This window comes from Tropicimonas sp. IMCC6043 (genome assembly GCF_004146235.1).
In the GTDB taxonomy this organism is placed as follows: domain Bacteria; phylum Pseudomonadota; class Alphaproteobacteria; order Rhodobacterales; family Rhodobacteraceae; genus Tropicimonas.
This window is the reverse complement of sequence record NZ_SELO01000005.1, coordinates 104,101-117,083: the sequence shown is the minus strand read 5'-3', so window position 1 is coordinate 117,083 and position 12,983 is coordinate 104,101. Positions and strand designations below refer to the sequence as shown.

Sequence of the window (12,983 nt, the reverse complement as noted above, 5' to 3'; positions counted from 1 at the left end):
GGAGAGAGACATGCCCAGCCCCAACGGACCCTTGCGCGTCGGCATCGGCGGCCCGGTCGGCGCCGGCAAGACGACGCTGACTGAGAAACTCTGCCGGGCACTCTCGGGCGAACTGTCGATGGCGGTGGTGACCAACGACATCTACACGCGCGAGGATGCCGAGTATCTTATGCGCGTCCAGGCATTGCCGGCTGAGCGGGTGCGGGGCGTCGAGACCGGCGGCTGCCCGCATACCGCGATCCGCGAGGATGCCTCGATCAACCTCGCGGCGATCGACGCGCTCACGCGCGACTTCCCCGATCTCGACCTGGTACTGGTCGAATCAGGCGGCGACAATCTCGCGGCGACCTTCAGCCCGGAACTGGCCGACCTGACGCTCTACGTGATCGACACAGCGGCCGGGCAGGACATCCCGCGCAAGCGGGGGCCGGGCGTGACGCGGTCCGACCTTCTGATCGTCAACAAGACGGATCTCGCGCCGCATGTCGGCGTCGACCCCGTGCGGCTGGAAACCGACACGGCGGCGGCGCGCGCCGGTCGACCCTATGTCATGGCGTCGCTCGGGCGGGGGGAGGGGATCGCGGAAGTTGTTGCCTTCCTCCGCGCGCAGGGCGGGTTCTAGCAAAAGACCTACCCTCGGCGGGCCGCCACTGGACGCTCTCCGTGCGGTTGCCCGGGAGGCCACGCCTCCAAGGCCTGTCGCGGAAATGCCCGGAACGCCACGCCCTGAGCTGGGCTTTCAGCGCGACATTGCTTTCCACAAGGTGCCCCTGCAGACTTGGGCTGCCGGAGGCCGGAAACGGACGAAGCGCGCGCGCTGCGCCTCATTCCTGCCCGATCTCCGGTATAGTCAGGCGCATTACCTGTCGGAGGAGCCATGCTGCGTCTTCTGTTTCTCGTCCTGCTGCTCTTCGCCCCGCTCGCCCGGGCCGAAGAGGCGAGCCGCCTGACGGAGCTCGACACGCTCGACAAGACCCGTGGCTGGGAGGGCGTGGGCCGGATCGACATGGGGTTCGGCAGTTTCTGCACAGGTGCGTTGATCGCGCCGGACCGCGTGCTCACCGCCGCGCATTGCCTCTTCGATTCCGAGACTGGCGCGCGCATCCCGGTCGAGCGGATGGAGTTCCGCGCCGGGTGGCGCGACGGACGTGCCGAAGCCTTCCGCGGCGTGCGTCGCGCGGTCGCTCATCCCGAATACGACTACGGCTCCAGCCGGAAGGTCGCCCGGGTCGCCCGCGACCTCGCGCTGCTGGAACTCGACCGCCCGATCCGCTCCAGCCATGTCACGCCCTTCGCCACGGCCAAACTGTCGCTGCGGCGTGGCAACGAGGTGACCATCGTGTCCTATGCCGAGGACCGTTCCGAAGCGCCCTCGCTGCAGAATGTCTGCCATGTTCTGGAGAGCTTCGGCGGTGTCGGCATGCTCTCCTGCTCAGTCGATTTCGGCGCCTCGGGGTCACCGATCTTTGTTGTCGGCGCGGCCGGCCCGGAGATCGTCTCGGTCGTCTCCGCCAAGGCCGAGGCGGATGGCCGACCGGTCGCATTGGCGGGTGAACTGCGCCCGTCCATCGCCGAGCTTGAGGCCGAGTTCAGCCAGGAAAGGGTCGAGCCCCTGAAGCCCGGCCTGCGCCTGCTCGGCAGTCCCGACACCGGGCGGCTTGGCGCGAAGTTTGTCCGCCCGTGAGGTTGCGTTGCGCTGTTTCCGCTTCCTCGCCATCGCCGCTGCGCTGCTCGCCTGCCTGCCAGCGCACGCCGACAGCCCGCTCAAGCGACTGACGCTGCGCCAGGACCTGCTCGGCTGGGAGGCGGTCGGCCGGCTCGATATCGATGAAAACGGTTTCTGCACTGGCGCGCTGATCGCGCCGGACCTCGTGCTGACGGCGGCGCATTGCCTCGTCAATCCACGCAGCGGCGGGCGGATCGACCCCGCACGCATCACCTTCCGCGCCGGCCTTCGTGACGGCGAGGCGATCGCCGAACGAAAGGGTTTCCGCGCCGTGGCCCATTCCGCCTACGATCCAGATGACACGGACGGTCTGCGCCAGCTTCTATCCGACGTCGCGCTTCTCGAACTCGCCGAACCGATCCCCGCCGGCCACGCCGCGCCTTTCGCGACCTCGTCGCGCAGTGGTGAGGGGCGCAGCGTGACCGTCGTCTCCTTCGCGCGCGGGCGGAGTGACGCACTGAGCTGGCAACGCGCCTGCCGGACCATTATCGCGGCCCAGGGTGCGCTCGGCTTCTCCTGCGACACCGATTTCGGCTCCTCCGGCGCGCCGATTTTCGATCTTTCCGCCGGCCGGCCGCGGATCGTCTCGATCGTCTCGCGCGGGCGCCGCGTCGAGGGAAGCACCGAAGTCTACGGCATGGAGATTGCTGGCCCGCTGGACGACCTGCGGCGCGCGTTGCAGAGCGGCCGCGGCGTCTGGAGCAGCGAGACGACGGGCGCCGCGGGGCGCACGGATCGGCCGGAAATCGGTGCGCGATTCCTGCGTCCCTGACCCTTGAAATCGAAAAATCACCTCCATACCTGAATTGCGTCCGGATGCCTCTGAACGGGTCCGGACGGAAATGAACCGGCGCCTGTCCCTTGTGGAAGGCGCGTTATGACAACATCGCTCAAGAGAGGATGACTCCATGCGTACGTTTGACTTTGCCCCGCTTTACCGTGCCACCGTCGGCTTCGACCGCATCGCCGACATGATGGACCGGGTGATGGAAACCGAAGTTTCCACGCCGAGCTACCCGCCCTACAACATCGAGAAACTCGACGAGAACTCCTACCGGATCTCGATCGCGGTCGCCGGCTTTGCCGAGGCCGAGCTTTCCGTCGAGGTGAAGGAAGGCGCGCTGATCGTCTCCGCCCGCAAGGCCGAGGATGACAAGGAGCGCACCTATCTGCATCGCGGTATCGCCACCCGTGCCTTCGAGCGCCGTTTCCAGCTTGCCGACCACGTCCGCGTGAGCGGCGCGAGCCATGTCGACGGCATGCTGCATATCGACCTCGTGCGCGAGGTGCCCGAGGCGCTGAAGCCGCGCAAGATCGAGATTTCCGGCGGCTCGAAGACCGCCGCCGCGATCGAGGCGGAGACCGTCGAGGCCTGACAGCCGCCGCTCCGGCGTCGTCCGACAATGTGAATGCCTCCCGACGTCGGGAAGGGCGCGCTCCCAAGGGGCGCGCCCGTTTTTTTGTGAGCCTCTGTCTCAGGCCGAAATTCACGTAACTCGGCCAGCGATCCTCGCCGTATTGCCGTCCGCCCCCATCGGCGAAGTCCGTCCATGGCTCAACGGTTCAAAGGCAGTCGAGAATCCACCCCGACCCGCCGATTTCCAGTTGACCCCGCCTGTCCGCTTGGCTATCCCCGGCCGGCGTCGGGCGACGTGCTGCAAGGTGCGGCAGCGGACTGTAACTCCGCCGGGGAGACCCATGCCTGGTTCGATTCCAGGGTCGCCCACCATTCCCCGTAAAACCAACGAGTTGAATGGTGGATCCGCATAGTAGGCCGCAATGGTGAGACACATACCTTGCGCCACGCCGCCTATCTCGGCACCTCCCGGCACGGAGTGTTCTGTGCCTGCGGCCTCGCCTCCGGCAGCGGCGTTCTTCGCTGTTCGCGAAAATGGGGAGGCATTCCAAGGACATCAACGACAAATGGCGGCCGTCGCTGTGATAGAGCACAGAAACAGCCGCCTGAAGGCGGTCGAGGGATTACGCTACGTTCTTGATCTTAATGGTCGGAGTGAGAGGATTCGAACCTCCGACCCCTGCCTCCCGAAGACAGTGCTCTACCAGGCTGAGCTACACTCCGACCGTGACGCAGGCGATTACAGAACCTTGGTGGGAATGGCAAGATCTCCCGCTCATCCTTTTGACGGATCGACGGGATTTTTCTCCTGTGTCTTCGAGCGCGCCAGAAAGCCGCTCACCCGCAGGTAGGTTCCGGTCTCCGGACGAGTACGCGTGCGCAGGACCGGGCGGTTGGCGCTGGTATGGCCGCGGCTTTCGCGCATCAGGATGTAGACGCCGCTGGCGATGATCAGGCCCGCGCCAGCGACGGTGGGGAGGCCGGGCCACTCGCCGAAGAGCAGCACGCCGTAGAATGTCGCCCAGAGGATCTGGGAATACTGCATCGGCGCGACGACCACAGCCTCGCCGGTCTTGTAGGCGGCGATCGTCCCGAGCGTTCCGCCGAAAGCCAGGATCGCGATGGCGGCCTGGGCGGCGAAGTCGATCCCGGCGGGTGGGACATAGACGAAGGGCAGGGCGGCGCCCATGAGGAGCACATTCGCGACCATCGGGTAGAGCAGCAGAACGACGTTGCGCTCGTCGTGGCCGATCTTGCGCACCACGACCGAAGCGAACGCGCCGGAAAAGGCCGCAACGAGCGCCGCGGCATGGCCGAGAGAGAGCGCCGCCGATCCCGGTTGCAGCACGATCAGAACGCCCACGAGGCCCGCCACAACCGCCAGGGCGCGGTGCAGCCCGACCCGCTCGCCGAGCAGCGGGATCGACAGCAGCGTGATCAGCAGCGGCATGGTGAAGACGATCGCGTAGAATTGCGCCAGCGGCAGCCTCGACACCGCATAGAAGCCACAGAGCCCGGTCATCACCACGGCGACCGTGCGGAGCGCCACCCAGCAGGGCCTGCGCGGGCGCAGGTTGGCGTCGGTCACGTCCCGCATCAGCATGAGCGTCGCCAGCGGGAAGCCAAGCAGCGCGCTGAAGAACAGGATCTGGAAAGTCGAATAGGCGCCGCCGAGGTATTTCACCAGGACGTCGTGGGTGGAGAACAGACCGAAGGCCAGCAGCGCGATCAGCGCGCCCTTGAGATTGTGATGCATGGGGGCATCCCGATACACGGGTGAACAGGGATGCCCTTCCGTTACGCCCGTTCGAGCCGCCTGAAAAGGGGGAAGGGCGGTTTCAGGGCGAAAATTCGGGGGCGGGCGGGTTTCCGCTCCCCGAAACCGGGTGGATCAGAGCGACGCGTCGAGGGCTGCGAGGATCGCGTCGCCCATCTCGCCGGTGGAGACCGGCGTGCCGCCCTCGGCCTGCATCAGGTCCGCTGTGCGCTTGCCGCTTGACAGCACCGCCTCCACCGCCTTCTCCAGCCGGTCGGCCTCTGCGCCCTGGTCGAAGGAATAGCGCAGCGCCATGGCGAAGCTGAGGATGCAGGCGATCGGGTTGGCCTTGCCCTGTCCCGCGATGTCCGGAGCCGAGCCGTGGACCGGTTCGTAGAGCGCTTTCGGCCGGCCGTTGGCCATCGGCGCGCCGAGGCTGGCCGAAGGCAGCATGCCGAGCGACCCGGTCAGCATTGCGGCAACGTCCGACAGCAGGTCGCCGAAGAGGTTGTCCGTCACGATCACGTCGAATTGCTTTGGCCAGCGGCAGAGCTGCATTCCGCCGGCATCGGCGTACATGTGGCTGAGTTCCACGTCGGGATATTCCTCGTCGCGCACCTTCTGGACAACCTCGCGCCAGAGGATGCCCGATTCCATCACGTTGGCCTTCTCCATCGAGCAGACCTTGTTTGACCGTTTCCGCGCCAGTTCGAAGGCCGAGCGCGCCACCCGGGCGATCTCGCTCTCGGTGTAGCGCTGCGTGTTGAGGCCGACGCGCTCGTTGCCTTCGGTAATGATGCCGCGCGGCTCGCCGAAATAGATCCCCGAGGTCAGCTCGCGGACGATCATGATGTCGAGCCCGGCGACCACGTCGCGCTTGAGCGAGGAGAAATCGGCCAGCGCGTCGAAGCACTGGGCGGGGCGGAGGTTGGCGAAGAGGTCCATCTCCTTGCGCAGCCGCAGGAGGCCGCGCTCGGGCTTCACCGAGAAATCGAGATCGTCGTATATCGGTCCGCCCACGGCGCCGAGCAAGACGGCGTCGACCTCCTGCGCCTTCGCCATCGTCGCGTCGCTGAGCGGTGTGCCGTGGGCGTCATATGCGGCGCCGCCGACGAGATCCTCGCTCACCTCGAATGCGAGCCCGCGCCTGGCGCCGAACCAGTCGATGATCTTGCGGACCTCGGTCATGACTTCGGGGCCGATGCCGTCGCCGGGCAGGATGAGGAGGGATGGGGTGCTCATGAGGGTCGTATCCTTCGAAGATGTGTCCCGGCGGGGTTACGCGCGTCGCGACGGGCGGTCAAGAACCGCGCCCGGCCGGCGGCGCGAGATGTGCGCGCAGGCCGTCTGCCAGCAGGTCCCAGACCCGCCGGATCCGCGGCACCCTGCGCATCGCGTCGGGCGCCGTGAGCCAGACCGGCAGGCTGGGGAGCGGCAGCTCCGGCAGCAGGCGCTCGACGAGCGGATCGGCCTCGCCCACGCGGAGCTGCCCGAATCCGAGCCCGCATCCGGCCCTGATTAGTTCCCAGAGCACGTTGTGGTCGTCGCAGCGCAGGTCGAACCAGTCCTGTTCGGCGGGCAGGCCCATCTCCCGCATGCCGCGGATGAGCGTTTCGTCGGCGTCGTACCCGACGAGATCGTGGTGGCGCAGGTCTTCCGGGCGCGTGGGGCGGCCGCGGCGATCGAGATAGGTCTTGGCGGCGAACAGTCCCAACTCGATTTCGCCGAGATATTGCGTCACGACGTCGAGCTGTTCGGGACGATACATCCGGAGCGCGAGGTCGGCCTCGCGAAATAGGAGGTTCCGGCTCTGGTCCGAGGGAACCAGCTCGATCTGGATCTCCGGCTCGGCCGTGCGGATCCCGGCGAGGAGCCCCGGAAGGATGTGCAGCGAGACGAAGTTGCTCGCCGTGAGCCGCACCGTGCCGGCAATCTCTGCCGATCGCCCGGCCGCGGCGAGGGCCAGCCGGCCGGCGGCCTCGCGCATGGCACGGGCGGCCGGCAAAAGCTCCAGCCCGACCTCGGTCGGGACCAGCCCGCGCGGCTGGCGGACGAAGAGGCTGAGCCCGAGCGCGTCCTCGAGCGCCTTGATCTGTCGCCCGAGCGTCGGCTGCGAGAGGCCGAGCTGGCGGGCGGCGGCTGTGAGCGATCCGGTCTCCGCGACGGCAGCGAAGGCCTGGAGACGGGACCAGTCGAGGTCTGTCACGGAGGTGCCCATGCAAAATTGAATATCATATGTAGATTTCTGGGCAATTTCACTTCGCATGTGAATGGAGATATCGGTTCTGTCTCAAACGAAAGGACATGCGATGACACGGACAGCTCTCATTCTCGGCCCGACCGGACGGTTCGGGCGCAACATGGCCGACGCCTTCGAGGCAGCCGGCTGGAACGTCATCAGGTTCAGTCGGACGCGGGATCGGCTGGAAGACGCCGCGCGCGATGCCGAGGTGATCGTTCACGGCTGGCATCCTCCCTATCACCGCTGGGCAAACGAGGTGCCGGCGCTGACGAACAAGCTGATCGCCGCGGCACGGCAGAACGACGCGCTGGTGATCGTCCCGGGGAATGTCTACCCCTACGGTGCTGACGCGCCGGAACGGCTTACCGCGGAGACGCCGCATGCCGCGCGCAACCCGCTCGGCCGGATCCGTGCCGGGATGAACGCGGCCTTCCGCGAGTCCGGCGTGCGGACGCTTATCCTTCGCGCGGGCGACTTCATCGACACCGCGCCTTCGGGCAACTGGTTCGACAGGATCCTCGCCTCCGGGCTCCGGCAGGGCCGGTTCAGCTATCCTGGCCCGATGGACCGGATCCATACCTGGGCCTATTTGCCCGACATGGCGCGCGCGGCGGTCATGCTGGCGGAGCGGGCGGATCGGCTCGATCTTTTCACGGACCTGCCCTTCCCGGGATACGGCCTGACGGGCACCGAGATGCACGCCGCGCTGGAACGGGTCGCAGGGCGGCCGCTCCAGGTGCGCCGGATGGGATGGTTGCCACTCCGCGCGATCGCCATGTTCCTGCCGACGTGGCGTGGTCTGGTCGAGATGCGCTACCTTTGGAGCAAGCCGCATTTCCTCGACGGAGCGGCCTTCCGGGATGTGCTGCCGGAATTCGAGCCGACGCCGCTCGAGACGGCCCTCGCCTCAGCTATCCGGCACCAGGTCAACCCAGACGAGACGGTGGCGAGACGCCCGGCGCACAGTGGCGAGCGCGTCGCCGTCTGAGGGCCAATGGACGCCGCTGGCCGCGACCTCGAGATCCGCCGAGGGCAGGACGTAGTCGACGCGGAGGTTCCCCGGACCGCCCTCTGCGGAGGCCCGCCATTCGGCGGTGTCGTGTGCCGGGTCCCCACTGTGCTGGGGGTCGGAGGCTGCAGCGGCGCCGCGGCTCGTGGGCGCCGGATCCTGCAGGCGGGGATCCGAGAGGAGCGCGTCTGCCGCGCCGTGGCGACCCTCGCCATCCACGGGGTCGAGATTGGCGTTGCCGAGGATCACGTAAGGCGCCTGCGGCGCCGGCGTTTCGAGCGCGCCGTTCAGCAGAGCGAGCCAGAGCCGAATCTCGTCCGCATTGCGCAGGCCGTTGCGGTCCTCTGGTCCATCGAAGACCGGCGGCGTGGCGCTGAAGGCAAGGAGCGACAGCGCGCGGCGGCCCGGCCAGCGGATCGGGACGATCCAGTGGCCAGTGGTGGACAGGCGCTGGACCGCCTGGGCTTCGGGTGAGGGGAAGGGCGCACCGCCTGCCAGAGGCAGCTCGGCACCGGGCAGGTCCGCCCAGAGCAGCGCGGACAGATTCCGCACGCCGGACGTGTCGATCGGGAAGCGACTGAGCAGGGCCATGCCACCCTGGCCGGCAAAGCGACCGTAACCCTGGGCATCGCGCGGCTCGCCGAGGCGTCCGTTGCCGTCCATGTCGAGGCCAGTGGCCATGCCGGTATTGGGGCGCAGGCCGAAACGGTGGGGGTAGGGCGCACCGGCCGCAGCCAGCCGATCGGCGAAGGCGCCGAGCGCAGCCAGGCCGGCGTCGAAGTCGAAGCCCGTCAGCATCAGGATGTCCGGGTTCACCTCGGCGATGACGTCGATCACCGCGGCGATCTGGTCGTCCTCGCCTTTCAGGATATCACGCAGAAGAAGGCCCGGCCCGCCACGCGAGAGGTCCGGCGAGAAGCTGGCGATACGGACCGTCTCAGCCGCCGCCGTTCCGGCCAGCCATACGGCCAGCAGCGCTGCGATCAGGTGGCGAAGACCTCTCCGTTCGCAGCGGGCGCTGTCGAGCGCCGCCGGATCTCGAGGATCATGTCGGCGACCCGCGACATGGCGATGCCGCGCATGAAGAGGCTCAGCGGCAGGAAGGCCCATAGCGCCACCATCCAGATCATCGTCTGCGCATCGGTCAGCATCACGTCGTCAAAGATCGCCGCCGCCGCCTTGCCGATCGCCGGGATCAGGAATGGCAGAAGAAACCCTAATGCCGTGTTAACGCGCGCGTCGCGATTCAGCCGGTCCACCACGTCGCCGCCGGCGGTCGGGTCGAAGGTCGGCAGGTTGATCCAGACGTTGAAGGCGCCCGAGCGCGACGGCCAGTTATAGAGCCGCAGGATCAGGTAGAAGAAGGTGAGCGCGAAGAGCGAGATCAGATAGGCCATGCCGGCGGCCGAGCGCACGGCGTGGATCTGGGCCGGTGTGGCGCCCTCGGGAAGCGACAGGATGACGAGTCGCACCGGGCTGTAGGGGAAATCGAGCGCTTGTCCGATCAGCGACCCGATGGCCTGGATGAAGAGCGTGAGGCCCGAAGGATCATACTGACCGCGCGCCAGCACCGAGAGGAAGAAGACGGTCAGGAAGAGGGACAGGTAGCGGATCCGGTTGAAGGGCGGGGCGTCCCGGAACTCGACCAGGCTGGGATAGACGGTGGAGTATTCCGACAGCGTCAGCAATCCGCAGGCCAGAGCCACCAGAACGACGATCTGCGAGGAATCCGCGCCCGCATTGGGAACGAGCAGCGACGGCAGCAGGATCACCACCATCACCAGGATTGCGCGCGTAAAGGCGCTGGTCGCCTTCGAGAACACTGCTCGATACCTCCTGCCGGATGGCCGCTTTACGATGCCGCTTCGTTGCTCCGGCGTGGAAATGTCCTGATGGACGGTGTGCCACAATTCTACGGAACCATTGCCGGCAACACGGCCACCTCTCAAGTCGCTGTTAAGGTTAATTGTTCCTTTTGGGCAGTTTTGGGAACGAATTGGTGCGCCAATGCATCAAGTTTGTGATGAAAAAGTGGCCCTTGCGGTCCGGCGCGGGCGGGGGACGAGATCTGGTGGTCGTCGACCGCGAAACGGGCGGCCAATCGGGCAATGCGGTACGTCGAGCAGCGTTCAGTCTTGTTTCTTGGCCGCATAGGCGGCATGTGGGGGCAAGCGCGAAACGAGAAACAACACGAGTCATCCGAAAATGCCCCACTACCGTTCCAGAAGATCCACCCATGGGCGCAACATGGCCGGGGCGCGCGGCCTCTGGCGGGCCACCGGTATGACGGATGGCGATTTCGGCAAGCCGATCATCGCCGTGGTGAACAGCTTCACCCAGTTCGTTCCGGGTCATGTGCACCTGAAGGACCTGGGCCAGATGGTCGCGCGCGAGATCGAGGCGGCGGGCGGCGTGGCCAAGGAGTTCAACACGATTGCTGTCGATGACGGCATCGCGATGGGCCATGACGGGATGCTCTATTCGCTTCCCTCGCGCGAATTGATCGCGGATTCGGTCGAATACATGGTCAACGCGCATTGCGCCGACGCGATGGTCTGCATCTCGAATTGCGACAAGATCACGCCCGGCATGCTGATGGCGGCGATGCGGCTGAATATCCCGGCGATCTTCGTCTCCGGCGGCCCGATGGAGGCCGGCAAGATCGACATCGCCGACCTGGAGATGACGAAGATCGACCTCGTGGACGCGATGGTCGCGGCGGCCGATGACCGGTTCACCGACGAGCAGGTCCAGCATATCGAGGAGAACGCCTGCCCGACCTGCGGCTCCTGCTCGGGCATGTTCACCGCCAACTCGATGAACTGTCTCGCCGAGGCGCTGGGCCTAGCACTGCCGGGCAACGGCTCGACGCTGGCCACGCACGCGGACCGCAAGGAGCTTTTCCTCGAAGCCGGTCGCAAGATCGTCGAGATCACCAAGCGCCATTACGAAGGCGAGGAAAAGGGCCTTCTGCCGCGCGAGATCGCGACGTTCGACGCGTTCGAGAACGCAATGAGCCTCGATATCGCCATGGGCGGGTCGACCAACACGGTTCTGCACCTTCTTGCCATCGCCTATGAGGGCAAGGTCGATTTCACCATGGCCGACATGGACCGCCTGTCGCGCAAGGTGCCCTGTCTCTGCAAGGTCGCGCCGAATATCCACAACGTTCACATGGAGGACGTGCACCGCGCCGGCGGCATCTTCTCGATACTCGGCGAACTGCATCGCGGCGGGTTGCTGCATACCGATGTCTCCACCGTGCATTCCAGCACGATGGGCGAGGCGATCGCCAAATGGGACATCACGGTCGCCAACAACCCGGAGGCCGAGCAACTCTTCCGCGCCGCCCCTGGGGGCGTGCGCACCACGGTCGCCTTCAGCCAGGCCAACCGCTTCAAGGAGCTGGACACGGACCGCGAGAAGGGCGTGATCCGCTCCGTCGAACACGCCTTTACCAAGGAGGGCGGGCTTGCGGTGCTCTACGGCAATATCGCCGAGAATGGCTGCATCGTGAAAACCGCCGGCGTGGACGCGAATATCCTGCAATTCTCCGGCCCGGCCCGCGTTTTTGAGAGCCAGGACGCGGCGGTCAACGGTATCCTGACGAACCAGGTGTCCGAGGGCGAGGTCGTGGTCATCCGCTACGAGGGTCCGCAGGGTGGCCCGGGCATGCAGGAGATGCTCTACCCGACCTCCTATCTGAAGTCGAAAGGGCTGGGCAAAAAATGCGCCCTGCTGACCGATGGCCGCTTCTCGGGCGGCACCTCGGGCCTTTCCATCGGCCATGTCTCGCCGGAGGCGGCCGAGGGCGGTTTGATCGGGCTGGTGGAAACCGGAGACCTGATCGATATCGATATCCCGAACCGCTCCATCAGGCTCGCCGTCGCCGATGAGGTGCTGGAGGAGCGCCGCGCGGCCAAGGGCGCGCTTCCCTGGACACCGGCGGAGTCGCGCAAGCGGGCCGTTTCCACCGCGCTCAAGGCCTATGCGATGCTGGCCAGCTCGGCGGCGAAGGGCGGGGTGCGTATCCTGCCGGAGTGATCGCGGAGCCGGTGTCGCTGAGATCGGCGCGGCTTGACCGCGCCGGCCCGGCTTTCGCTTTGCGTCCGGCCCATTTTCGCGCGTTGCACGATTCCATAGTTGAGAACAAAACGGAAACATTTTACACTTCCCCATGTCTCGCCACGCCGCCCTGCTCTCAGGCGCGCCCCTGTCCGGCCGCCCCGCTTTGCCCGTTCTGGGCGAGATGGCGTTAGTGCTGGCGCGCACCCACGAATTCTGCGGCCCCGCCCGCCGCACACTCGCGCTGGAGCTCGCGGCCGCCTGCAACGGCCCCGTGCTCTGGATCACGCCCTCCTGGGCCACCGAATGGCTGGGCGGCGAGGGCATCTGCGAGAGGATCGACCCCGGCCGCCTGCTCCTGCTGAGCGCGCAGCGCGAAGAGGACCTGCTCTGGTCGATGGAGGAGGCGCTCCGGAGCGGCGCCGTGCCGCTGGTCGTGGCGGATCTTCCCGCTCCGCCCGGCCTCACGCCGGTCCGTCGCCTGCATCTCGCCGCCGAGGCGGGAGCGGCCGTCGCCGCCGGCCCCGCACCGCTGGGCCTGCTGCTGACGCCGGGCGAGGGGGGCGCTGCCGGGATCGAGAGCCGCTGGTCGCTCGCGCCCTGCCATGGCGCGGGGCGCTCTGCCTGGCGCCTCGAGCGGCTGCGCAGCCGCAGCGCGCCACCGGCCGGCTGGCGGCTCGAGGAGCGGGCCGCCGGACCGGATGGCCGCCTGCGCCTCCGCCCCGCCGCCTCCGACTGACGCCCTGCTTCCGGCCGATGCGCGGGCGGGGCGGAGTCCGGAACCGGAAATGGCGGCGACACGGGTCGCGGCACCCGGAACCCGGACTA

The 12,983-nt window shown here is 67.1% G+C and carries 12 protein-coding genes and 2 tRNA genes; 8 read left to right on the top strand and 6 right to left on the bottom strand.

Annotated features, from left to right (window positions below; translation table 11 throughout):
- Positions 1 to 10: 10 nt before the first annotated feature.
- The 5 genes from ureG to EU800_RS07690 all read left to right on the top strand — a co-directional run bounded on the left by ureG (position 11) and on the right by EU800_RS07690 (position 3,455).
- The gene (gene ureG / locus EU800_RS07710) at positions 11 to 622 is read left to right on the top strand and encodes an urease accessory protein UreG (protein ID WP_129630258.1); all 612 of its coding nucleotides are present in this window, start codon (positions 11 to 13) and stop codon (positions 620 to 622) included.
- A gap of 255 nt (positions 623 to 877) precedes the next feature.
- Positions 878 to 1,684, top strand: coding sequence for a serine protease (locus tag EU800_RS07705; RefSeq protein WP_129630256.1), 807 nt, complete (start codon positions 878 to 880; stop codon positions 1,682 to 1,684).
- A gap of 7 nt (positions 1,685 to 1,691) precedes the next feature.
- Positions 1,692 to 2,498, top strand: a complete 807-nt coding sequence (locus EU800_RS07700; RefSeq protein WP_165354590.1) for a serine protease — start codon at positions 1,692 to 1,694, stop codon at positions 2,496 to 2,498.
- A gap of 136 nt (positions 2,499 to 2,634) precedes the next feature.
- A complete protein-coding gene (locus EU800_RS07695) occupies positions 2,635 to 3,102 on the top strand; it encodes an Hsp20 family protein (protein WP_129630252.1) in 468 nt (155 codons plus the stop codon).
- 269 nt (positions 3,103 to 3,371) lie between these two features.
- Positions 3,372 to 3,455, top strand: a tRNA-Tyr gene (locus EU800_RS07690).
- 274 nt (positions 3,456 to 3,729) lie between these two features.
- Here EU800_RS07690 and EU800_RS07685 read toward each other — a convergent pair.
- The 4 genes from EU800_RS07685 to EU800_RS07670 form a co-directional block, all read right to left on the bottom strand.
- A tRNA-Pro gene (locus EU800_RS07685) sits at positions 3,730 to 3,806 on the bottom strand.
- 52 nt (positions 3,807 to 3,858) lie between these two features.
- Positions 3,859 to 4,839, bottom strand: coding sequence for a DMT family transporter (locus EU800_RS07680; protein WP_129630250.1), 981 nt, complete (start codon positions 4,837 to 4,839; stop codon positions 3,859 to 3,861).
- Positions 4,840 to 4,974: 135 nt separating this feature from the next.
- Positions 4,975 to 6,081, bottom strand: a complete 1,107-nt coding sequence (leuB, locus tag EU800_RS07675; RefSeq protein WP_129630248.1) for a 3-isopropylmalate dehydrogenase — start codon at positions 6,079 to 6,081, stop codon at positions 4,975 to 4,977.
- Between the two features lie 58 nt (positions 6,082 to 6,139).
- Positions 6,140 to 7,045 carry a LysR family transcriptional regulator gene (locus EU800_RS07670; RefSeq protein WP_371685592.1) on the bottom strand — a complete coding sequence of 302 codons (906 nt, stop codon included), beginning with the start codon at positions 7,043 to 7,045 and terminating at the stop codon, positions 6,140 to 6,142.
- 103 nt (positions 7,046 to 7,148) lie between these two features.
- On the opposite strand from EU800_RS07670, the gene EU800_RS07665 reads away from it, so the two are divergent.
- Complete coding sequence (locus EU800_RS07665) at positions 7,149 to 8,069, top strand: epimerase (RefSeq protein WP_129630245.1); 921 nt, start codon at positions 7,149 to 7,151, stop codon at positions 8,067 to 8,069.
- On the opposite strand, the gene EU800_RS07660 is transcribed toward EU800_RS07665, so the two are convergent.
- Positions 7,989 to 8,927, bottom strand: a complete 939-nt coding sequence (locus EU800_RS07660; RefSeq protein WP_242500441.1) for an endonuclease/exonuclease/phosphatase family protein — start codon at positions 8,925 to 8,927, stop codon at positions 7,989 to 7,991. The genes EU800_RS07665 and EU800_RS07660 overlap by 81 nt on opposite strands.
- A 146-nt stretch (positions 8,928 to 9,073) precedes the next feature.
- Positions 9,074 to 9,913 (bottom strand): hypothetical protein, encoded by an 840-nt coding sequence (locus EU800_RS07655; RefSeq protein ID WP_242500433.1) that lies wholly within the window; start codon positions 9,911 to 9,913, stop codon positions 9,074 to 9,076.
- A gap of 382 nt (positions 9,914 to 10,295) precedes the next feature.
- Between EU800_RS07655 and ilvD the strand changes: the two genes are divergently transcribed.
- Together ilvD and EU800_RS07645 are read left to right on the top strand one after the other, a co-directional pair.
- The gene (gene ilvD, locus EU800_RS07650) at positions 10,296 to 12,134 is read left to right on the top strand and encodes a dihydroxy-acid dehydratase (RefSeq protein WP_129630241.1); all 1,839 of its coding nucleotides are present in this window, start codon (positions 10,296 to 10,298) and stop codon (positions 12,132 to 12,134) included.
- 133 nt (positions 12,135 to 12,267) lie between these two features.
- A complete protein-coding gene (locus EU800_RS07645) occupies positions 12,268 to 12,894 on the top strand; it encodes an ImuA family protein (protein ID WP_129630239.1) in 627 nt (208 codons plus the stop codon).
- Positions 12,895 to 12,983 lie beyond the last annotated feature (89 nt).

Bases quoted from the DNA above. Each gene is read 5' to 3' on its own strand.
- ureG (WP_129630258.1), top strand. From the start codon at position 11: ATGCCCAGCCCCAACGGACCCTTGCGCGTCGGCATCGGCGGCCCGGTC.
- EU800_RS07705 (WP_129630256.1), top strand. From the start codon at position 878: ATGCTGCGTCTTCTGTTTCTCGTCCTGCTGCTCTTCGCCCCGCTCGCC.
- EU800_RS07695 (WP_129630252.1), top strand. From the start codon at position 2,635: ATGCGTACGTTTGACTTTGCCCCGCTTTACCGTGCCACCGTCGGCTTC.
- EU800_RS07680 (WP_129630250.1), bottom strand. From the start codon at position 4,839: ATGCATCACAATCTCAAGGGCGCGCTGATCGCGCTGCTGGCCTTCGGT.
- leuB (WP_129630248.1), bottom strand. From the start codon at position 6,081: ATGAGCACCCCATCCCTCCTCATCCTGCCCGGCGACGGCATCGGCCCC.
- EU800_RS07665 (WP_129630245.1), top strand. From the start codon at position 7,149: ATGACACGGACAGCTCTCATTCTCGGCCCGACCGGACGGTTCGGGCGC.
- ilvD (WP_129630241.1), top strand. From the start codon at position 10,296: ATGCCCCACTACCGTTCCAGAAGATCCACCCATGGGCGCAACATGGCC.
- EU800_RS07645 (WP_129630239.1), top strand. From the start codon at position 12,268: ATGTCTCGCCACGCCGCCCTGCTCTCAGGCGCGCCCCTGTCCGGCCGC.